The sequence below is a fragment of the Chitinophaga sp. 10T418 genome, assembly GCF_056394125.1.
Window position 1 is genome coordinate 117,928 of the sequence record NZ_JBFTHG010000017.1, and the last position, 22,842, is coordinate 140,769.

General features: G+C 44.5%; 18 protein-coding genes. 10 read left to right on the plus strand and 8 right to left on the minus strand.

Annotation, left to right across the window (positions count from 1 at the left end; all coding sequences use genetic code 11):
- Nucleotides 1-5 precede the first annotated feature (5 nt).
- Entirely contained in the window at nt 6-1,247 is a 1,242-nt protein-coding gene (locus AC1DCV_RS32780) for a Pycsar system effector family protein (RefSeq protein ID WP_477027122.1), read from the minus strand.
- A 161-nt stretch (nt 1,248-1,408) separates the two neighbouring features.
- Between AC1DCV_RS32780 and AC1DCV_RS32785 the strand changes: the two genes are divergently transcribed.
- Nucleotides 1,409-2,260 (plus strand): hypothetical protein, encoded by an 852-nt coding sequence (locus tag AC1DCV_RS32785; RefSeq protein WP_477027123.1) that lies wholly within the window; start codon nt 1,409-1,411, stop codon nt 2,258-2,260.
- Complete coding sequence (locus AC1DCV_RS32790; RefSeq protein ID WP_477027124.1) at nt 2,257-5,907, plus strand: BamA/TamA family outer membrane protein; 3,651 nt, start codon at nt 2,257-2,259, stop codon at nt 5,905-5,907. Before AC1DCV_RS32785 ends, AC1DCV_RS32790 begins: the two co-directional genes overlap by 4 nt.
- Before the next feature lie 81 nt (nt 5,908-5,988).
- Here the strand turns inward: AC1DCV_RS32790 and AC1DCV_RS32795 are convergent, their stop codons facing one another.
- From AC1DCV_RS32795 to AC1DCV_RS32805, 3 genes are all read right to left on the minus strand, one after another.
- Complete coding sequence (locus tag AC1DCV_RS32795) at nt 5,989-8,343, minus strand: GAF domain-containing protein (RefSeq protein WP_477027125.1); 2,355 nt, start codon at nt 8,341-8,343, stop codon at nt 5,989-5,991.
- 226 nt (nt 8,344-8,569) lie between these two features.
- Nucleotides 8,570-9,793, minus strand: coding sequence for a diaminopimelate decarboxylase (lysA, locus tag AC1DCV_RS32800; protein ID WP_441576573.1), 1,224 nt, complete (start codon nt 9,791-9,793; stop codon nt 8,570-8,572).
- A 372-nt stretch (nt 9,794-10,165) separates the two neighbouring features.
- The gene (locus tag AC1DCV_RS32805) at nt 10,166-10,387 is read right to left on the minus strand and encodes a helix-turn-helix domain-containing protein (RefSeq protein WP_441576574.1); all 222 of its coding nucleotides are present in this window, start codon (nt 10,385-10,387) and stop codon (nt 10,166-10,168) included.
- 122 nt (nt 10,388-10,509) lie between these two features.
- Here AC1DCV_RS32805 and AC1DCV_RS32810 point away from each other — a divergent pair, with 122 nt between their 5' ends.
- Nucleotides 10,510-10,743 carry a hypothetical protein gene (locus tag AC1DCV_RS32810; protein ID WP_477027126.1) on the plus strand — a complete coding sequence of 78 codons (234 nt, stop codon included), beginning with the start codon at nt 10,510-10,512 and terminating at the stop codon, nt 10,741-10,743.
- 61 nt (nt 10,744-10,804) lie between these two features.
- On the opposite strand, the gene AC1DCV_RS32815 is transcribed toward AC1DCV_RS32810, so the two are convergent.
- The 3 genes from AC1DCV_RS32815 to AC1DCV_RS32825 form a co-directional block, all read right to left on the minus strand.
- Nucleotides 10,805-11,203, minus strand: coding sequence for an RNA-binding S4 domain-containing protein (locus AC1DCV_RS32815; protein ID WP_477027127.1), 399 nt, complete (start codon nt 11,201-11,203; stop codon nt 10,805-10,807).
- Between the two features lie 72 nt (nt 11,204-11,275).
- Nucleotides 11,276-12,646, minus strand: a complete 1,371-nt coding sequence (locus tag AC1DCV_RS32820) for a dipeptidase (protein ID WP_477027128.1) — start codon at nt 12,644-12,646, stop codon at nt 11,276-11,278.
- Nucleotides 12,647-12,812: 166 nt separating this feature from the next.
- Complete coding sequence (locus tag AC1DCV_RS32825) at nt 12,813-13,277, minus strand: response regulator (protein ID WP_441576578.1); 465 nt, start codon at nt 13,275-13,277, stop codon at nt 12,813-12,815.
- 389 nt (nt 13,278-13,666) lie between these two features.
- Here AC1DCV_RS32825 and AC1DCV_RS32830 point away from each other — a divergent pair, with 389 nt between their 5' ends.
- The 4 genes from AC1DCV_RS32830 (at nt 13,667) to AC1DCV_RS32845 (ending at nt 16,580) form a co-directional block, all read left to right on the plus strand.
- A complete protein-coding gene (locus tag AC1DCV_RS32830) occupies nt 13,667-14,245 on the plus strand; it encodes a LemA family protein (RefSeq protein WP_134643531.1) in 579 nt (192 codons plus the stop codon).
- 119 nt (nt 14,246-14,364) lie between these two features.
- A complete protein-coding gene (locus tag AC1DCV_RS32835) occupies nt 14,365-14,823 on the plus strand; it encodes a TPM domain-containing protein (RefSeq protein WP_441576579.1) in 459 nt (152 codons plus the stop codon).
- A gap of 36 nt (nt 14,824-14,859) precedes the next feature.
- A complete protein-coding gene (locus AC1DCV_RS32840) occupies nt 14,860-15,642 on the plus strand; it encodes a TPM domain-containing protein (RefSeq protein ID WP_477027129.1) in 783 nt (260 codons plus the stop codon).
- Nucleotides 15,643-15,659: 17 nt separating this feature from the next.
- Complete coding sequence (locus tag AC1DCV_RS32845; protein ID WP_477027130.1) at nt 15,660-16,580, plus strand: hypothetical protein; 921 nt, start codon at nt 15,660-15,662, stop codon at nt 16,578-16,580.
- 108 nt (nt 16,581-16,688) lie between these two features.
- Here the strand turns inward: AC1DCV_RS32845 and AC1DCV_RS32850 are convergent, their stop codons facing one another.
- Nucleotides 16,689-19,238: a M1 family aminopeptidase gene (locus AC1DCV_RS32850; protein WP_477027131.1), complete on the minus strand. Its 2,550-nt coding sequence runs from the start codon at nt 19,236-19,238 to the stop codon at nt 16,689-16,691.
- 134 nt (nt 19,239-19,372) lie between these two features.
- Between AC1DCV_RS32850 and AC1DCV_RS32855 the strand changes: the two genes are divergently transcribed.
- From AC1DCV_RS32855 to truA, 3 genes are all read left to right on the plus strand, one after another.
- The gene (locus AC1DCV_RS32855) at nt 19,373-19,870 is read left to right on the plus strand and encodes a biotin/lipoyl-containing protein (RefSeq protein ID WP_477027132.1); all 498 of its coding nucleotides are present in this window, start codon (nt 19,373-19,375) and stop codon (nt 19,868-19,870) included.
- A 37-nt stretch (nt 19,871-19,907) separates the two neighbouring features.
- Entirely contained in the window at nt 19,908-21,446 is a 1,539-nt protein-coding gene (locus AC1DCV_RS32860) for a DUF4476 domain-containing protein (RefSeq protein WP_477027133.1), read from the plus strand.
- Between the two features lie 111 nt (nt 21,447-21,557).
- The gene (truA, locus tag AC1DCV_RS32865; RefSeq protein WP_477027134.1) at nt 21,558-22,322 is read left to right on the plus strand and encodes a tRNA pseudouridine(38-40) synthase TruA; all 765 of its coding nucleotides are present in this window, start codon (nt 21,558-21,560) and stop codon (nt 22,320-22,322) included.
- Nucleotides 22,323-22,842 lie beyond the last annotated feature (520 nt).

Genomic DNA, 22,842 nt, shown 5'->3' on the forward strand with positions numbered 1-22,842 from the left:
AATCATTATGCTTTTACCGGGAAGAAAATTGCTGCAATCAAAAATGCGAGCACAGAAATAATAAGACCAAACATGAAAATATTATAAGAAATACGCAGCAGCTTATATTTATGCCCCAGTACTACACCGAGGAAATAGATATCCCTTGTCATGCTGCTATACAGGAAGTCAGAATCATTCATCATCTGCTTCATGCCCCACTGATATTCTTCCAGTTGCATCTTATAAAAGTTACCAAAGAACAGTAGGTTGGCATCTTTCTTTTCAATATCCACTTTGGTAAATACACCACTGGTTACATTGGGTCGGGTAGCCAACACGGAGAATATAACGGTCAGTACGGCGGTGGTCAGGAATATGATAGAAGGAATCACCATATTGGGATAATCCTCCAGCCTTCTTACCAGCACACTTAATATCACGGAAATGATAATAGAGTTCACCGAAATCATGATATGCGCTTTACTGTCGGCCATGGAGCTAAGCCGGATATGATTGGTAGAAGTGGTTCTGAACATGGTTTCCACGCCCCGATCCGGCTTCTTCAACTTATCCTTGTCTTTATCTTTCTTCACTTTTTCGGTAGCAGTTTTAGGAGCTTCAGGGCTACCGGGAATAACGCTGGCATCTTCGGCCGCTTCGGCTGATTTTTTCTCCAGCTTCTTTTGCAGTTTAGCCAGGTTATCTTCTTTTTGTTGCTTGAACAGCGTTTGGGCGTAATCTGTCCAGTAGTGATGTGCTGTCAGAAAAGCGACATTGTTGGTGAGCCATTTAACGGCGGGTATTTCCTGCTCATAAGTAAGCTCTAATTCCTGCCTCAATAATTTGTTGCGGTCTGAAAATTCTTTGGATCCCAGGTGGGAAAGATCCGCATCACAAACAATCTGTTCTACCAGGGTATGCGGCGACTGGGGCATTTTGGTAGCCAGGATAGCTCCCTGCACCATGGCCTGAACATTTTCAGGAACCTGTTGTTGTTGTAAAAACTGCAGGGCTTCTTTGGCGCCATTTTCTTCGTGCAGCTTTCCTTCTCCCAATAAATAACCGGCGTCATGAAACCAGGCAGCTACATATACTGCCAGTAATTCGTCATCCTGTAAACGGTAGTGGGCGGCAATCTGTGCGGCAGCCTGTACTACCTGTTGCGTGTGAACAAGATTGTGATACACCAGGTTAGGGTGCGGGTGTTGTTCATACTGGGCCAGTACATAATCCCGGGCTGCATCTATAATAACATTGTTTTGCATAAGGAAGACGAAAATTAAGATAAGGAACGGCGAAATATGTTATATGCTTCTCGCTTTTTATTGTGCATATAACGGTATGTTCGCTATTTCGCGTATACAAATCGCAATTGTAACCTAAGTTACTGCATTTTTGAGTTAAATTTATGCTATAAAGTTACACTATGGATGTCCGGATCGGGTTAATCTTTCTCCTTTTCTTACTGTCATGCAATGGTTTCAGCGACAGGGAACAAAAAGTCTATGCTTCTCCGGCTGGCTATGATTTAAAGGAGCCGGTGCGCTATCGCCTGCGGGAATCTATGCAGGAAATTTCAGGTATAGAGCTGTTTCCCGATGAGCATAGGATAATAGCTATCAACGATGAGGAAGGTAGAATTTATGATGTAGATGTGGCGGCAACAAAGCCGTACCCATATTATAAATTCGCCAAAGACGGGGACTATGAAGATATTTGTCATACCGACAGCGGCTGGTTTGTGCTCAAAAGCAGCGGTTCCCTCTTCCATGTACATGGCCTGTTTACCGACAGCATTTCTGCAGACCATTACAAACTGCCCAAGCAGGGTAAAAAGGAATTCGAAACCACTTATTACGACTCCGTTAAAAACAGTATCGTGATGATCTGTAAGAACTGCGAAGACGATAAAAAGGTGGGATTGACCAGCGCCTACAGCTTTGACCTGGCATCCAAAACATTTGATACCACTGCCATTTATCGTTTCGACAACCGGGAAATTGCCAAGCTGGTGGGATCAGATATGCGTTTCTTCAAGCCTTCTGCCGCCGCCATTCACCCTATTGAAAAAAGACTGTATATCGTGGCATCGGTTAACGGCCTGCTGGTGATTTGTGACCTGCAGGGTCATGTACAGGAAGCCTATAACCTGAAACATCGTTTATTCCTACAGCCGGAGGGGATTGCTTTTGCGCCTAACGGGGATATGTTTATTTCTAATGAAGGCGGGTATGACGGTACCGCCAGTATTCTTAAATTCACTTACAAGTCCAAATGATCAGATCAGCCATCATCTTTATTGCCTTATTCATCTTCGGTTACCATACCGGATATGCCCAAACACCCGATGTAGTAAAACGTATTATTCTCATCGGCGATGCCGGAGAGCTGCACAGCAACGGACAAAATGCCGTAGTGGATGCCGTTCGTAAAACATTCGATCTGCAGGATAATAGAAATACCATTTTATTCCTGGGCGACAACGTATATCCGAGAGGGGTACCTGATTCCGGTAGCCCCAGGTTTCCCATTGCCAAAGAAATTCTCGACTACCAGATTAACCTGGTACGAGGCACCAAAGCTCAGGGATATATCATTCCGGGTAATCACGACTGGGATAAAAGCAAGCCCGATGGCTGGGATATTATCCGCAACCAGCAACAGTATGTAGATTCGCAACACCTGGATAATGTACAGTTTGAACCCAAAGAAGGTTGTCCTGGTCCGATAGAAGTGAAGATCTCAGATAAGATCACCCTCATCATCATGGACAGTGAATGGTGGGTGTTTCCCTATCAAAAGCCAGGGATAGAGTCTTCCTGCGATTGTAAAGACAATGACGAAGTACTAACCAAACTGTCTGAAATAGTAGCCCTGAACCGTAATAAGCTGATCATTTTTGCTACGCATCATCCGTTCCGCAGTTACGGTATTCACGGTGGATATTATACCATCAAGCAGCATATTTTCCCTTTAACAGATCTGAAACCTGCCCTGTATGTGCCTTTACCGGTAATAGGTTCTATCTATCCTATTGCACGTGGCGTATTTGGTACCCCGGAAGATATTCCCAATCCCAAATATCAGCAGATGATCAAAGGGGTAGAGGAAGCATTCAAACCGCATGGTCCGGTAGTATTTGTATCGGGGCATGATCATACGCTGCAGCTCATAAAGGATCAACAAAACAACTATGTGGTGAGTGGCAGCGGGGCAAAACATAACCGGGTTAAGAAAGGACCGAAGTCTTTATTTGCTTCTACAGCCAACGGTTTCAGCGCCGTAGAATTAATGTCGGATGGCACGGTGCGGGTACAGTATTATTTCGCAGACAGCGGAGCAACACCGGTTTACAGCAATAATCTTTTCCGCCTGCAGGACATTCAACAGCAGGCGATGACCTATACTACGCCGGCACAATTACCTCCGTTTATAACAATGGCGGCCGATACACAGTATAATAAGGCCGGTAGCTTTCATAAATTTTTGCTGGGAGAAAATTACCGGAAGGTATGGGCCACGCCTTTGAACTTCCCGGTGTTGGATCTGAGAACAGCTAAAGGAGGCCTGAAAGTGCTGCAGCGTGGTGGTGGAAAACAAACACATTCTCTCCGTCTGGAAGACAGCACCGGCACGGAATACGCGATGCGTTCCCTGAAGAAATTTCCGTTGGCAGCAATTCCTGAACTGCTGCGGGAAACCATTGCCCGTGATGTGGTACAGGACCAGATATCTGCCGCCAACCCTTACGCGCCACTGGCGGTGAGTGTGCTGGCAGAAGCAGCCGGCATACCGCATACCAATCCCACCTTTGTATATCTGCCGGCAGACACCGCACTGGGACCTTTTACCAGCGTGTTTGGAAATGAAGTATATCTCTTTGAAGAAAGAGAACCCGTTACCGGCAAAAATGATAAAACCTATAACACCCAAAAGGTGCTGGCAAAAATATGGGGTGATAATGATGTGCATGTAGACCAGAAATCAGTACTGCGTGCCCGTTTATTCGATATGTACATCATGGACTTTGATCGCCATGATGATCAGTGGCGCTGGTACAAGGAATCACATAAAGGAGAAGATTACTATTACCCGGTACCTCGTGACCGCGACCAGGCATTTTTCATCAACCAGGGATTAATACCCCGCGCCGCCGCCCGTCCTTGGTTACTGCCAGGTGTACAGGGTTTCCGCGATTATATTCCTGATGTCAACGGTTTCAACTTCAGTACCCGTTATTTTGATCGCTCTTTCCTGAATGAAATGGACGAAAAAGACTGGAAGAAACAAACGGAAAGATTGTTGAAGAAAATGACCGATAGCGTGATACAAGCCGCGGTAAATGCTTTCCCGGATACTATCCGGTCGCTGGTAGGACCCATGATGCTCCATCGCCTGGCCGTTCGCCGCGATATCCTGGAAAAGAACACGATGAAGTATTATCGTTTCCTCGCCAAAGGAGTGGATGTACCGGCTACAGAAAAAAATGAGCTGATCACCGTTGAAAAGCAATCTGGTGGTAATGTAGCGCTGAATATATTTAAGATCAGTAAGAAAGGCGTCATACAGCAGAACATCTATTCCCGCACTTTTGACCCTGCGGTCACCAAAGAATTGAATGTATATGGCATGGGCGGCAATGATCGTTTTGAAATAAAAGGAGACCACGCCACGCCTATACGTATACGACTCATTGGCGGTAAAGAGGCGGATACTTACATTGACAGCACTACTGTGAAAGCAGGCAAACGGATACGCATATACGATCAGCGCACCGGCAAGGATACCTTTACGCTTTCCCGCAATGAACAACGCCGCCTGTCTGACGATCCGGCTAATATTAAGTACAACAGAAGTGCATTCCAGTACGAAAAAACAATGCCATTGCTGGCCGGTGGCTATAACAGGGATGACGGTCTTTTATTAGGTTTGGGCTTATCTGTTACCCGCCATGCTTTCAGAAGAGAGCCTTTTTCCGCGAAGCACCTGTTCACCGCTACGCACGCTTTGGCTACACGCGCCTGGAACTTCCGCTATGAAGGAGAACTAACGGACGTGATCGGAAAAACGGATTTGTTACTCTTTGCCAGAGCAAAAGCGCCGAACAATACCATCAACTTTTTTGGCTATGGTAACGAGACGGTATTTGAGAAGACCAATAAAACCATTTCCTACTACCGGGCCAGATTCAATTTATATACGGCAGAAGCCTTGCTGAAAACATCGTTCAGCAATCATATGTATGTGGCATACGGTCCTACTTTTAATAATTACGCCTTTAATAAAGAGGAGAATGATAACCGTTTCATCACCAACTTTAAAGACAATGGACTCGATTCTGCCGGCATCTACAGCAATAAATCATACGCCGGTGGTAAGATAATGGCTACCATAGATACCCGTAATAATAAAATCATTCCTACCCGCGGTATTTTGTGGACAACTACTTATGCGGGCAATTTCGGCTTGAACGGTAACAGTCATAATACTACGCAGCTACAATCTGACCTGAGCCTGTATATGAGCTTCCGCATCCCTGCTAACTTTGTTATTGTAAGCAGGTTTGGCGGTGGTAAATTATGGGGCAATTATGAATATTTCCAGGCACTTACCGTAGGTGGTGTACAGAATTTGCGCGGATATCGCAACTTCCGTTTTGCAGGTGATGCCAGCGTATATAACAATACAGAAATACGGGTAAAACTATTTGACCTGAAAACATACATATTGCCTGCAGGTGTAGGATTGATTGCCTTTAATGATGTAGGTCGTGTGTGGAGAGAAAATGAGACCTCACATGTATGGCATGATGGATATGGTGGTGGCGTTTTTATAGCACCTATCAATGCACTCATCATTACTGCTGTGGTAGGGCATTCTAAAGAAGAAACCGTGCCTTATGTAACATTTGGATTTAAATTCTGATGTGCATTAACATTATAAGCTAAAAGTAAAAGCCCCATCTGATAAATGATCAGATGGGGCTTTTACTTTTAGCTTATAATGTTAATCAACTTTTTTGGGAGTAGCTTCCACTTCTTCCATATTTACTTTCACCCGAAGCGCCTTCAATCCGCTTACACCCTGTAATTCTTCCAGGTCAAGCATTTCAATTTCAGGCAGCAATATTTTTTTGCTCTGGAGGAAGGTGATATATTTCTTCAGTTCTTCCATTTCTCTTACATAAGAGTATACCATGGCAATGGTGCCGGGTTGAGTTAATCTTTCGCCGGTATCTTTTATATGTACTTTATCAATACGTTTTTTGATGATCTCATAACGTACGTTGTAAGCGCCTTCCACATCAAACCTGCGTTCATCGCTACGGAAGCTGATGGTGATAGGTGCGCTGTGCATCAGGATCATCTGCGTGGTTTGCAGCGGCACCTTCAGTTTAGGGCCCAGTTTATTGGTAAGCCTTGCGATGTGTGCCATAGATGAAAGCTGCCACAGACGAAGGTTACGCAGGTACAGTTGATCGAATTTCTTTTCCTGTGCAATAGACTGACCAATGTAAATGGTATACTCTACGCCATCGGTACGATATTTCTCAAAATAACAAGGGAAAGAGTGTTGTATGTATTGACGCTCTTTCTCCAGGTATTGACTGATCGCTGCGTTAATCTTAGACAAGCTTTCTTCATACTCTCTCCGGTGATGATATACATGTCCTTCTGATTTATCCATTTTGGCGAAATAACTTGCCAGCAATGGTTTCAGCGACTCGTTGTCATCACACAGATGTTCCAGCACCGGCTGTATTTCGTTATCCATGAACTCATTCACCTTCAGATCTTCACCTGCCTGCAAGCTATTACTGAGATTGTTGAGCAGGTCATTTGTTTTGAACTGAAGTTCTTCCAGCAAAGGAAGATGTATGGTTTGTTCGATGGTGGCGAGGGTATCGCGGATCAGCTCCAGCTGTTCCTGTAAATCTTCCCGGATGGCATTGCCTTGTTGTACGGAGGAGTTACGGATATCCACTGCGCCGTAGAGTGGATATACCTCATCGAAGCTAATGCTTTCAATATCTTTTCTCTCTTCTGCCGGTGTGAGCAGGTAATCCCAGGCAGCGTCCACAAACTTCCATTCTACGGAAGGTTGTAAGGCGGTGAACTGATCTTTGATCACTTCATTCAGTCGGCTCTCCAGTATATTCATGCTGCGGTTCAGCATCAACACGAGCAGGGGATAGGTATTTTGAAATTTCCATAAAGGATCTGCAGATAACCGGTTAGGAGTGGAGGAAGCCAGTTCCAGCACACCCAGTATCTCCTTTTTATGTGTGATCGGGAATACCAGGAAGCTTTTAATATTCTTTATCGGCAAATATTTGAGAAATGTATGCGGCGCAATGGTTGTTTCATTTACATCCGGAATGATCAATGGAATAGGATGCAGCTCCAGGTGCTCCAGTAATGCCGAGAAAAAATGCTGTTGTTGTTTTTTGTTGCCTATGCCCAGAATGGGGTCTGTATTGGAAAATTGTTCTTCCAGTACATTTTTTCCATTCACTTTAGGGAAAGGAACCAGGTGGGCTGTGACATCTGGAATACCTAATATAGTAGGAATCATTTTTTCCAGGGTGCGGTAGCTTTCCACCTCGTTGCTGGTGCGCATATTCATCACCAGGCTTTTGATATTATTGAGGGTTTCTGATTGAGTCACATCTTTCACCGTCCATATCACAAAGCCTTCCAGTGAAAACATGCTGGTAGGCAGTAGTTGCTGGAGTGATTCTTCCGTTACCTGTTTGGAGCAGAACTGTCCATAATCCAATGGGGGGAGATCTCCATTTACTTTTACGTCTACAAACCGGGGGTCTATGTTCACTTTCACATAACGCTTGCCTCCATCCGGTGTTTCCACGGTATGGATTATTTCGTTTTTATAGGTCATGGGAAAATGATACACTTTTTCCAGGATCAGTTTATAGAGCCAGGTCATCTTATCTTTCTTTACCTGGGTCAGGGAAACACCATCGGGGATGGTACTCAGCTCCTGGCCATTTTGTGTAAAGAGTTGTTTAAATAGATGGGAATAGTAGAAGATGGCGAATTTAAAAGGGACGCCGATGCCATAAATATCTTTAGTGGAATCTGTGGTAACCGGGAAAATGGCGGATATCAACAGATCCAGGTAGTCTTTATATTTACTGAGATCACTATCCGGGGGGATAGGTTGCAGTACTTCCGGGTTGCTTTCAAACTTGTCAATGATCAGTTTATAGAAGGAGGAGCGAACTTCTTCGGCATTCTTCACCTTCTCCTTTAAATAATTGAGGAAGGGAACGAATGATATGTTAGACTCAATTACTTTATCATCGTTAAATATACCTGGGTGTGCAGTTAAAACTTTCATATCTACGTATAATTATAACCAAAGGCCATCGTTTTTGGTGTGCCAGTAATAAATATCTTATTACAATTTACAGTAAAATCAGTGTGCAGGATTACAGTGGGGGGTACTAATGTAGACGTAAAGGTAGGGGAAATATTGTATGATTGACAGCATTGGGGAATGCAGGTGATTGTTAGCAGGAGTATCTCCCTGAAAATCAAATACCTGCATTCCCCCAGGCTGCAAATTATTGCAATTCAATCTGGTTTCTAAGCAGATCGTCTATCGTATCACGTTTACGGATCAGGTGTGGCTTACCATCTTTTACCAGTACTTCCGCTGGTTTCAGGCGGGAGTTAAAGTTAGAAGACATTTCAAAGCCATAGGCGCCGGCGTTATAAAACACCAGGTAGTCACCTTCTCGTACCTCATTTATTTTCCTGTCCCATCCAAAGGTGTCTGTTTCGCAGATATTACCTACTACGGTATAGATGCGTTCCGTACCTTTTGGATTGGAAATATTGCGTATTAAGTGAAAAGCCTCGTAAAACATAGGTCTGATCAGGTGGTTGAATCCTGAGTTTACACCTACAAATACGTTGGCAGTTGTTTGTTTGATCACATTCGCCTTTACTACAAAGTAGCCACTCTGGCTTACCAGGAACTTTCCTGGTTCAAACCACAACTGCAGCGGGCGTACATATGATTTAGCGAAGTTGTTGAAAGCCTCGCTCAGTTTTTTACCGAGCAGATCGATATCCGTTTCCGGGTCGCCCTGTTGGTAAGCTACCTTAAAGCCACTTCCCAGGTCAATAGACTCCAGGTCAGGGAAATGCTGAACCATTTCAAACATCACCTCTACACCACGCAGAAACACATCTACGTCCTTGATTTCAGAGCCGGTATGCATGTGCAGGCCGGTTACTTTCAATTTGGTAGAATTGATAATACGTTCAATATGACGCATCTGGTGGATGGAAATACCAAACTTACTATCGATATGCCCGGTGGAGATTTTAAAGTTACCACCAGCCATGATATGCGGGTTCAGACGGATGCAGATGGGATAGCTGCCACCGAACTTGTTACCAAATTGCTCCAGGATGGAGAGGTTGTCTATATTGATGATTACCCCCAGGTCTTTGGCTGCAATAATTTCCTGCAGGTCCACACAGTTAGGGGTAAAAATGATATTCTTAGGATCAAATCCGGCTTTCAGGCCCAGTTGTACTTCCTGGATGGATACCGTATCCAGTCCGCAGCCAATAGAATTGATATACTTAAGGATGTTGATATTGGTCAATGCCTTACAGGCGTAGAAAAAGCGGGTGTCCGACTTATGAAAGGCCTTTTGCAGCTTTTCGTACTGAGTTTTAATCTTTTCTGCATGGTATATATATACCGGGGTACCAAATTCTTCTGCTACTTTCACCAGGAAATCGGCAGTAAGTACGTCGCTTTGTTTAGGCATTGAAAATCCTTAGTTTAAGAATGAGTTGGCAAAATTACTACGCAAAAGTGAGAAATTGTAGAAAAAAGGGGGAATCCCCGGTAATAGAGGGGTAAGTAGCTGGTTTTGTTGGGATTTTCCATTCAATAGGGTACTGTTATTACTTCTCGCATACTTCTCGTATACTTCTCCGGTACTTAGGACTCGTCTATCTATTACATTCCCACTATAGTTCTATTACTGTTCCACCGCACTCTTACTACTGTTAGATTACTCTTTTACTACACTCTTACCGCACTCTTACTACTCTTTCACCGCACTATGTCCTGACGCTTTGAGACAAAGCGAATCTTTATTGGTTACCATGAATTTTAAGGAGAAGTTAGACCAGGTCTAACAATCAATTAGCTTACAAGGAGACACTTCCAGCACTTCGGCTAACTGAAGAATGGTAGTATATCTGATATCTACCTGGCCTCTTTCAATTCGGCCTATATCTGCGGAATCAATATTACAGTTTGCAGCCATATCTCGCTGACTCCATCCTTTTGCTTCGCGGAATGTGCGGACTTTCCGACCAAAGCTTTCCAATTTTTCTTGTTTATTGATATCCATATTCTCAAATCGAATATGAACAAAATGAATAGAAAAACAGAGGGGGTATTCCCCCTTAATTAGTGAAATATACTTATCTTTGAATCACATTGAAATTATGATTAACCATAACCATATACACCATGCAAACAACCAAACCCTCCACACAGAACCATCTCCGCTCACTCTTCGAAGGCTTCGCCGGCAGTGCCATTAAATTCCGCGAAAAAGTTTGCCAGGAATGCGGCTGGAGTGAAAGTACGTTTTACAAAAAAGTGCGTGAAGCAGGGAACAACAGAGCATTCAGCATTGCTGAAATGGAAAAGATAAAAGACCTGGCCTGGGAGGTACAACAGGATTTAAAAGACCGGCTCTAAAAAACAAAAGGTGCCTCTGAAGTACGAAGAGGAACCTTTTTATAAAATATCATGTTAACAATTATTCTTCTTCATCACCTTCCATAAAGCCTTCTATATTTCTGCGGTCTTTCTTGGTAGGGCGGCCAATTTTACTTTGACGCTTACCTGTCTGGAATACAGATGCCACGAAAGCAGGGGCCAGTTTGTCTTCTTCCGGGGTATTATCTATGTAGTATTTAATAGCTTCGCTATAGGCTTGCCTGTTGGCCAATATGCCGGTTACTTCAATTACCCATTTGCGGCCTTCTGTTCTGATTTCAAATTTATCGCCTATAGATACTGGTTTAGCGGCTTTCACGGAGTTGCCGTTCATTTTTACTTTACCGCCATCACAGGCATCTGAAGCCTGGCTGCGGGTTTTAAACACCCGGATAGACCAGAGATATTTATCTACGCGTACTTTTTCGTTGTTACTCATAGTAAAGCTTTTAGCCTTTAGCTATTAGCTTTTAGTCTGACTGCTAAAAGCTAATAGCTAAAGGCTTCTTTGTTATTTGCTCATTTCCGCAAAGAACTTGTGGAAATAAGGAATGGTTTCAATGCCTTTGTAATAGTTAGCTAAACCATATTTCTCGTTGGGAGAGTGGAGGTTGTCGCTATCCAGGCCAAAGCCCATCAGTACTGTTTTCAGTCCCAGTTCCTTTTCAAACAGGGCTACGATAGGAATGCTACCACCGCCGCGAACAGGAATAGGATCTTTACCAAAAGTAGTAAGGATGGCCTGGTGAGCTGCCTTGAATGCAACAGAGTCGATCGGTGTTACATAAGGGCTGCCGCCGTGATGCTTGGTGACTTTCACTTTCACGCTCTTTGGCGCAATGGCTTCAAAGTGTTTGGTGAACAGGTCAGATATTTCGTGCCAGTCCTGGTTAGGAACGAGGCGCATGGATATCTTGGCAAATGCTTTGGAAGGCAATACTGTTTTAGAGCCTTCGCCGGTGTAGCCACCCCAGATACCGTTTACTTCCAGGGTAGGACGTATGCCGGTTCTTTCGATGGTGCTATAGCCTTTTTCGCCCCAAACGTCTGCTATGCCGAGATCTGCTTTGTATTCTTCTTCATCAAAAGGAGCAGCATTCAGCGCTTCTCTTTCTGCTGCACTCAGTTCCTGTACTTTGTCGTAGAAGCCAGGGATGGTGATGTGGTTGTTTTCATCGTGCAGGGAAGCAATCATTTTAGCGAGGATGGTAGCCGGGTTAGCCACAGCGCCACCATATACACCACTGTGCAGGTCGCGGTTAGGACCGGTTACTTCTACTTCCATATAAGCCAGGCCACGCAGGCCGGTGTCTATAGAAGGGTTTTCCAGGCTGATCATAGACGTATCTGAAATTAATACCACGTCTGCTTTCAGGCGTTCTTTATTTTCTTTCAGGAAGATGCCCAGGTTAGCGGAACCAACTTCTTCTTCGCCCTCAATCATGAACTTGATATTGCAGGGGATGGTGTTGGTTTTGTTCATCGTTTCAAAAGCCTTTACGTGCATGTAAAACTGGCCTTTGTCGTCTGCGCTGCCACGGGCATATATGTTACCGTCTTTGATTACCGGTTCGAATGGGCCACTATGCCACAGTTCCAGTGGATCTGCGGGTTGTACATCGTAGTGGCCGTATACCAATACAGTTGGTAAGGAAGGGTCTATCATCTTTTCTCCGTATACAATCGGGTGACCGGCAGTCTGACACACTTCTACTTTGTCGGCGCCGGCTTCCTGCAGGCGCAGCTTTACAGCTTCTGCACATTGTTGGGTATCTCCATTATGACGGGAATCCGCACTCACAGAAGGAATGCGTAACAGCGCCAGTAATTCATCCAGGAAACGATCTTTATTCTCTGCCTGGTAATCTTTCCAAACTTGCATGATTCAGGAAATTAAGTTCACAATGTGGTGCAAGTTAAAGGAAAATCAACATTCAGAAATTGCAGACGATGGGATTTTGATGAACGGCCGCGTGTAAAGGCAGGCACATAAGGAAAGGAATATTCCTGTAAGGAACATACGCAATACATTGTTCACTCATAAATGATCAGGAAATCAACTTTTGTCTTACCAGGAATTCCAGCTTCTGGTTTACATCCAACAGTTTGGCGGTCAGTTCTTTATTTTCCTTGCGAAGTGCATACACTTCATAAGCTTTTTCAATATTATGCTTCAGCTCTTCCTCGTTCCAGGGTTTGGAGAAATACTTGTATACCTGTCCTTTGTTAATCGCGTCTACTACAGCGTTGATATCGGCATAACCTGTCAACAGCATGCGTATCGGCTCGGGGTATCTTTCCAGTATTGATTCGAAAAACTCTATCCCGGTTGTTTTGGGCATACGCTGATCCGAGATAATGATATGAAATTCCTGTTCCGCCAGGAGCTTTTCCGCTTCTTCTGCAGAGGTGGCCGTAACAACATTGTACAGCCTTCTGAACGAAGCCTTAAAGGCATTCAGGTTGTGTATTTCATCATCAATATAGAGTATATGGATGTGTTGTGCACTCATTTAAGCAGACTTAGTTCCAAGTTATTGATAATAAATGAGTTAGAAACAATGAAACCTTCGATATCGATTTTGTTATCCATTCTGCCCCATTCACCTTAAATCATTAAGTAAAACGTTCAACGTTTTATACGTAGCAAAGGTACATATAAACATACTGTTTTATGATGAATATTTCAAGGATGAATGAACTTTTTTAAAAAAATGCCGTTTCCTTATCCAATAGCTATTTAGTGGCTTAGTTTCCATATTTTCGTGTAGTTATGAAAAGCGTGCGTTTACCGCTTTTTTTATAGCGTTCACCGGTGAAAACAATACTTACGCCGGCAAGCCTCAAAACAGGAATAGGTTTTGCACTATTGTCGGCACTTAAAACTTAAATTTTAATTCAGATGAAAACAGGAATTATTGCAATCGTAGTACTCGTATTATTAGTCATGTTTGGTTGTGGCAAATACAACGGACTTGTGACTAAAGATGAAAACGTGAAAAATAAATGGGGTGTGGTACAGAGTAGCTATCAACGCCGCGCTGACCTGATTCCTAACCTGGTTGCCACCGTGAAAGGTGCGGCTAACTTCGAAACCGAAACCCTCGAAAAAGTAATCCAGGCACGTGCCAGCGCTACTCAGATCAAGGTAGATGTGAATGACCTGAGCCCTGAAAAAATTCAACAATACCAGGCAGCACAAGGTCAGCTGAGCCAGGCATTGGGCCGTTTACTTGCCGTGTCTGAGAACTATCCGGACCTGAAAGCAAATGCCAATTTCCAGAACCTGCAGGCACAACTGGAAGGTACTGAGAACAGGATCAACGTAGCCAGAAACGACTTCAACGAAGCAGTGAATGGTTATAACAGCTCCGTGCGTACATTCCCTAATAACATCATTGCCGGTATCACAGGCTTCAAAGCAAAAGGTTATTTCGAAGCAACTGCAGGTGCTGAAAATGCGCCACAGGTAAAATTCTAAACAACCCAAAATAGTATTTCCGGTTTTTTGTTGTGGAGATGGGATCACAGAGAAGGGCAACTTTTTCTGCGATCCTTTCCCGGCACCAAAAAACCGGGAATCAAAAAAATAGATAAAGCATGCGCATTTTTCCTTTTAAACGAAAAGAGATTTTTTCAGAAACGGAGAAGAACAGGTTAGTGCAGGCTATCCGGGTAGCTGAGCGGCTTACTTCCGGAGAAATCAGGTTGTTTGTTGAAAGCCATTGCACTTATGTAAACCCCATGGACAGAGCTAAAGAAGCATTCGCATCGCTGGAAATGGGCAAAACGAAATTGCGTAATGGTGTTTTGGTATATGTGGCCATTAAAGACCGGCAGTTTGCCATCCTGGGCGACCAGGGCATACATGAGAAAGTAGGCGATGACTTCTGGGTGAAAGAAGCCGGAATGCTGATCAATCATTTTCAGGACAATCGTATTATCGAAGGCATAGAAGCATGCATTGAGGAAATAGGTGCCTCACTCCGCACTTTCTTTCCACACGAAGCCGGCAGCGATGTGAATGAACTACCGGATGATATCGTCTTCGGCAAATAAAGGCCACTCTTTTTAAACGATTTTAGCTTAGAAACAATGAGGATACTACGCTGGTTTTTACCGGGATTATTAATGATGGCGGGCTTGCTGGCAAAAGCACAGAACATACCGCCCCGGCCTAATCCTCCAACTTTAGTAAATGACTTTGCCGGTGTATTGTTGAAGAATGAAGATGATGCGCTGGAACAAAAAGTGCGGGCTTACTACGATTCTACTTCCACCCAGATAGCTGTCGTTACACTGAAATCAATCGGCGACTACGATATCAGCCAGGTATCGTTAAAAATATTACGTGATTGGGGGATTGGCACAAAAGGCAAGAACAATGGGATACTAATTCTTGTTTCAGTTGAAGACAGAAAGCTGAGGATAGAAACCGGTTATGGTATGGAAGGTGTAGTGCCCGACGCCATTGCCAACGATATCATCAACAACATTATTAAGCCCGACTTCCGCGAAGGACATTATTACGAAGGACTGGATGGTGCAGTGGATGCGGTGATAAAAGCCGCAGCAGGTGAGTACAAGGCCGACCCACGGAAAAGTAAGCCAGGCATTAGTCCCGGCGCCATTTTTCTTATCATAATGGTGATAGTGATTATCGCTTCTCTCATTAGCCGCGGTGGTGGCGGAGGAGGAGGTGGTGGAACTACCTACAACAGACGTGGGGGTTGGATATGGCCGGTATTAGGCGGTATGGGAGGCTTTGGCAGCGGCGGTGGAGGCGGCTGGTCAGGCGGCGGTGGTTCCGGAGGGGGCGGCTTCGGCGGCTTCGGAGGAGGATCCGGTGGTGGCGGCGGCGCCAGCGGTAGCTGGTAACAGGTGAAAACTATTTTATGTCATACGTGCATGTGTTAAATGGAGATGCTACCCTTACCTTGTTCAGGCAAAGCGAGGTACCGGGAGAAATTGTAGTATGTAGAGAAATGATGTGCGAAGGAAAAGTAAAGTATACCAAAGATCTAACTGAATTCTTTGAAAGTCGCGCCAAACACCTCGAATTCCAATACGGAATAGACAGACAAACTTATTATACCAATGTAGTACAGGAGCTGGAGAAGTTAGATCTCTCCGGCTCCTCTGCTGATGAAATCGTCCTCTGGTTTGAATACGACCTGTTTTGCCAGGTAAATATGTTGTTTATCCTGCACTACATCACCAGCCAACTTCCCACACTTCCCCCCATTAGTATCATTAATCTGCCGCATCACGCACAACCGGAAGACTTACCAAAAATATTTGAACAGCGTGTTCGCCTGCAACCCGATGACCTGGTATGGGCGGAGGATGTATGGGATGCATGGTGCCTTAGTACGCCACAGGTGCTGGAAACTATCAGTAAACTATCTGCCGGAAATCTGACATCCCTGCCGGCAGCGATCACGGCTCATCTGAAAAGATTCCCGGATGTAAACACCGGACTCAGTACCATTGAAAACTATTTCCTGCTACGACTGGCGCTGGGCAGCTATCGCTGGTATGATCTCTATATGCTTTTCTGGGACGAACTGGAAATATATGGCTTCAGCAATTTTCAACTGGATATCCTCATCCATCGTATGGTAAATGCCGGCGTGATCGAGGAACATGAACAGATACTGAAAATTACCAGCCTCGGTAGGGAAATATTGGAAGAAGAAGAAAATTACCTGGACTATGTTTCCCTGGAACATCGTTGGCTGGGAGGAGTAAAACTTGCTGATACCACCTGGCGATGGGATCCTGCCATCAGCGCTTTAGTTGAGGTGGACATCTGACACTTTTCATGATATGTACTAAAAGATAAAGAGGAAACCGAAGTGGACATTGCCACTGCTGTTTCCTCTTTATCTTTTATATCTTCCGAAAAAGAAAAAATCCGCTGACTACTCTTTAATGGATTTTCTTATTTCTTCAGCAGCTTTACGCAGATAGTCTGATTGTTTCAGCAGTTCATCTCTGTTAGTGCCGGAAACGCTCGTTGCTTCCTGGGATTTACTCTTGCTGATTTCCTGCATCCAGTTACTGATGTAAGTGCTTACCTGAGAGTTGCTGAACTGTGCGGTCATCGCTTTAACCTGATCCACACCTTTCGTTACCGCGGTAGTGTTGTTCACTTTTGATAAGAAGCCAAGGTAGTCGAAAGCTGCATTGAGCTTGTCCTGACCGCTGGTTTCGTCAAACTTGGTCGCCACAAAACCAACATCAGCAGCGTTGCCTTTGCGGGCATATACACCTGCGATCGCATTTACCAGTTTACCTTTCGTATCGCCTTCCATTTGTTTGGCAATCGTATAAGCTTTATCCAGATCCAGGGAGGCTAAGCCTTCCAGGCCAGCTGCTTCTACGCCATAAGACTTGTCTTTTGTAGCGTTTTCAAACAGCGGGCTATACTGGGCATCTTTCAGTTCACCCAGTTGTTGTAAGGCAGCTGCGCGTACCAATGAACTTGGGTCCTGTTTGGCCAGTTCCAGCAAAACGGGGAGGGCAGCGGCTTTTACAGCATTGTTAGCCATGTTCAGTTTGCCAATAGTGTAAGTCCTTAAGCCATGGTATTTATCTTTCAATGCCAGCTGCAACAGTTTCACTGCTTCAGGGTTAGTGGCTTGTGCGTCTGCTGCCTCTTCGATGGCAATGCGACGGTCCATATAGTTAGGAGCATGTGCGTACTGATAAGCGTAGGTGCTGAAAGCACGGTGATCATCTATCTTGGCTAATACTACTTTATCTGCATCTACGTTCACCAGATCAGGACGGGTAGTATAAGAGAAAGTAAATGAATCTACCCGGTTTTCCATGAAGATCTGATGTCTTTCGGCCTTACCACCTGTGTATACATCAATGGCCATAGGGATCTGCCATACTTTAGCTTCTTTCTGTATCTGCTGTAAAATAACGGTCACTGTTTTAGCGGCGTCATTGTACTTATAGCTGATATCCAGTTGTGGGAAGCCTTTACCGAAATACCATTCATTAAAGAACCAGTTCATATCACGACCAGTTACTTCTTCGAATGCGAGGCGCAGCTGGTGTGCTTCTGTAGCCTTGAAGGCATTTGTTTTCAGGTACAGGTTCAGGGATTTGAAGAAGGCAGAATCACCTACTACATTGCGTAACATGTTCAACACGCGGCCACCTTTCTGATAGGTGATCTGATCAAACATATCTTCTCTATCGTGATAGTGAAAGCGTACCAGGTCTTTGTCTCCGGAGTATTGTACCATCGACATATAAGACTGTGCAGCTTCCTGGCTATGTTCATCTGCTGCGTCTTTACCATATTTATGTTCCAGCCACAGGTATTCGCTGTAGTCTGCAAAAGATTCATTCACGGTAAGGTTGCTCCAGGACTCAGCAGTGGCAAGGTCGCCAAACCAGTGATGGAACAGTTCATGGGCAATTACGCCTTCGTTGTAGTTGTTGTTATCAAGGAGCTCACGATCTGTTTTCTGTATGAATTCACCATGAAGTGTGGCAGTGGTATTTTCCATCGCGCCGGAAACATAGTCGCGGCCGGAGATTTGGGAATACTTCACCCATGGGTATTCGTAGCCTAATATGTTAGAGTAGAAGGTGAGCATTTCCGGTGTGTTGCCGAAAATATTCCTTGCATATTTCTCGTATGGCTTTTCTACGTAGTAGCTCACTTCTTTACCGCGCCAGGTATCTTTTACAATAGCATAGTCACCTACGGCCATCATGAAAAGGTAAGGAGAGTGGGGGAGATCCATCTTCCAGGTATCTGTACGGGTGCCGTCAGCATTGTTTTTCTGGCTTACCAGCTTACCATTGGAGAGGGTTACGTATTTCTTTTCCACCGTCATGCTGATTTCCTCGGTGCATTTCTGGTTGGTTTTATCGATAGTAGGAAACCAGGCGGAAGAACTTTCTGTTTCGCCCTGTGTCCATATCTGGGTAGGTTTGTTGGGATCTTTTCCATCAGGATTGATAAAATATAATCCTTTGGCATCAGAAATAGCGGCGCTGCCTTTCGCTTTCAGCTCATCAGGCTTAGCGGTATAACTGATATAAATGATATATGACTCGGAAGGTTTGTAGCTTTTGTCCAGTGCAATATGCAGCTGCAGGCTGTTGTAGCTGTATTTGAGCGGGTTATTTTTGCCGGCTTTTACCAGGGACACTTCTTTAATATCCATGCCTTTTGCATCCAGTGTAAGGGAGTCGGTGGCATAGAAATGGGGTTTCAGGGTAATCCATGCTTTGCCATAAAGGTACCTTTTCGCATAATCGAAACGTACGTCCAGCTTGGTATGTACCAGATCATTTACTTTAGTGGCAGCGGCGCGGTAAATCTTTAATGCGGGGTCTTCCTGGGCAGCTTTATCAGATTGGGCCATCAGGGGAGTGCTCATTCCCAGTCCGGCTATTCCTCCGATCAGCATTCCCATCAGGGATTGCTTCAGATGTTGATTCATGTAAAAGGCAGTTTTAAACAAATGTATCGGCTTGCGATATTAAAAAGAGTCAAATTTAAACAAATGGGCCAAATATGAGGTAAGTGGTTAAAAATGCTATTTTTGTTACGCTTATAGGCCAGTAAAACAGTATTATGATCAAAGCAATAGTGAATGGCAAATCTACATTTGCCGTGAATACAGACACAAAGCTTACCTGCGATAACCAGGAAGTAGATTGGTCAGCCGCAAAATTGCCTACCGGCGATTATAGCATCATAATGGATGGGAATAGCTACCAGGCGCAGGTTTTGCGGATCGACAGGGATACCAAAACAGTTGTACTACAGGTAAATCAGCAGCAGTTTGAAGTGGCTATAGAAGAACCTATTGACCAGTTGCTGGCGTCTATGGGGATTAAAGATGCCATGACGAAGAAGGTGAATGATATTAAGGCACCTATGCCGGGACTGGTACTGAAGGTGCTGGTAACCCCGGGGCAGGCTATTCACAAGGGCGATCCGGTGCTGATCCTGGAAGCCATGAAGATGGAGAATGTGTTTAAAGCTTCTTCAGATGCCATCGTTAAAGAAATTAAAGTCGCAGAGCGCACTGCCGTTGAAAAAGGTGAAGTGCTGATCGTGCTGGAATAATATTTGCACAGGAATAGTTTTTATACCAATTTATAGTATGCATCTCAAATACAGGACAGTAATATTCGTTTGGGCATGCTTGTTACTCTGCGGCCGACTTTGGGCGCAGGAACAGCATCATTACGTATATATTCAGAGCGAGAAAGGGCAACCATTTTATGTAAAGCATAATGGCAAAGTGCTGAGTTCCACAGAGCGGGGTTATATCATTTTGCCCAAACTGGACAACGGTACGGTGCCTATTACCGTTGGTTTTCCGAAGGATGAATCGCACGAAGCGCAGTTTTATCTGAAAATAGCCAGGAATGATCAGGGCTTCCTGTTGAAGCAATCCGGGGAAGCGGGTTATTCTTTATATAATCTGCAAACTTTCCGGGAAATCAAGTCAGATGCAGGTACGCCCGCAGTAGCGGCAGCCGAAACACTTGTGGTGGCTGATACATTGGTGCCAGTGCTGGATACAGCTAAAAAGGAAATGATGGCAAACCTGCAGAAGGACCTTGAAACAACTTTTGCTGATAAGGCCATTGTAACAGGCCCCGCTAAGTCAACACCCCCTGCCAAGTCAGCGAATCCGTTTTCTTCCGCATTAGATAAAGTGGTAGTAACCGGCGATGACAGGAATGAGCCGGCACCGGAAGTGAAGCCAGTCGCTGCACCTGCAGATGCGCCGGTAGCCACTGAAGGAGAGGTAAAGAAGCCCAAGGGTAAAAAACATAAAAACGAAAGAGAGCCGCTCACCGATGAAGAGAAGGCAATTCTTACTGATGTACTGGCAGAAGAAGGTAAAACAGCCGCCAGCGAGGCAGCAGCAGAAGAAGTAGCCAAAGCAGCTCCGGTTGAAGAACCAACAAAGAAACAAAAGAAACATAAGGCCAAAGAAGGGGATCCCGATTTTATTGAGTTCCAGGATGATAAATCTCAGCCGGCAGCTACAGGTGCTACCGCAGAAACAGTGGCCGCTCCACCAGTAGTGGTAGAAGTACCAGTAGCCACTACAGAAGAAGCACCTGTCCGCAAAAAGAAAAAACGCAGTAAACTTTTTGATGATACAGAACATCCGGCTAATATCATCACGGACTCCAGTGGTTACGGTGTGGCGGCTACCCGTCCGGTAACAGATGAAGAGCCGGTAAAGAGTAAGAAGAAAAAGAAACATAGTGAAGAAGAAGCCGCGGTGGATGCCGCAGGTGCGCCTGTAGGAGCACCAATAGCTGCTGAAGTGGTACCAGATGCGCCAGTAGCAAAAAAGAAGACAACTGATGCCCGTTTGGTCAATACAGATTGTACGAATATCATGGATGAAGCTACTTTCCGTAAGATGTTACGCAAATTTGTAGCTGCCCGAAGTGATGATGGTATGATAGATGTATTCCGTAAACAAACACGCAACTACTGCCTGGAAACGGCACAGATGAAAACCCTGGTGCAGTTGCTGACAGCAGATGATACCCGTTATCGCTTACTGGATGCTGGTTATTCTAAAACATATGATACAGAGAAGTATGGCTCCCTGGAAAACCTGTTAATCGATGATTACTACAGGGGCAGGTTCAAAGCGATGCTGCATAAATAATATTTATCACCTTATTAATTACGGAGTTGTAGGCAGATGTACCCCGGGTCGTCTGTTCGCAACTCCGTAATTCATTATCGGTAATTCGTAATTCTTTATTTTCGCCCCCATATGAACAGGTATTTTATAGAAGTGGGATATAAGGGAGCGCAGTACAGCGGGTTCCAGGTGCAGGAAAATGCACATACCGTGCAGGCGGAAATAGACAGGGCATTGAGTATGTTACTGAGAGATACCATTGTTAGCACAGGTTCCAGCAGAACGGATGCTGGTGTAAATGCCCAACAAAACTTCCTTCACTTTGATACCGCATTGCCACTGCATCCGCAGTTCCTATATAAGATCAACGCCATCCTGCCGGATGATGTGGTGCTGAGAGGTATATATAATGTGCCTCCGGACGCCAATAGTCGCTTCGCTGCCCTGGGCCGTTCTTACGAGTATACCTTATATACGCGTAAAGACCCTTTTCTAAAGGACCGGGGATACTTCTTCCCTTATAAGATGGATATCGCTGCATTGCAGGAAGCAGCGGAAGTGATTAAAGGCTATAGTGATTTCACTACTTTCTCTAAGCGTAATACACAAGTGAAGACATATATATGTAAGATCGAGGAATCTTACTGGACAGTTGATGGAGAGCGTATAGTCTATAACGTTACTGCCAACCGTTTCCTGCGGGGAATGGTGCGTGGGCTGGTAGGAACGATGCTGAGAGTGGGGCGGGGTAAGCTTTCTATGGATCAGTTCAGGGCAGCAATAGAGAGTCTGGATTGTACAAATGCTGACTTTGCCGTACCTCCGCAGGGCTTGTTTTTGATGAAAGTGAGATATCCGGAAGGGCTTTTGCAGCCAATAAGCTTTGATCGCCAATAATTTTTGATCTCTGTAACCCTTTATGACAAAGAGTTACAGAGATTTTTATAAAATAGTCCTGCAAAAAAGTTGGAAGTGTAAAAAATCCGCCTACCTTTGCGCTCCGCTTTGATAGAAAGCACGCACACAAAAGCTCTTCACGACAATGAATTTCTACTCATTTTTTCTAGTTGCTGTATAGCCGCTAATACCTGGTGGCAGCGCTTCTGCGATCAGTAACGACGAAAAAATAAAATTTTAAAAAATCTTGAAAAAGATTTGGTAGAAATGAAAAGTTTATTACCTTTGCAACCCCAACAACAACGGGGCAACAAACGGAGAGCGAAAGTTGCGAAGAAAATTGAAATAAGATGTACGGCTAAAGAGCCACAGAGATCGGATCTCACACATCATTCTACGATCATGCAAATGATCAAAGTTCTTTGAAAGATTGGAAACAACAGCACGAATCTAAGTAGTGATGCTTAGGTTCAAACAGGTAATGTACAGCTAAACATAATTAATAAGATCACCGATTGAT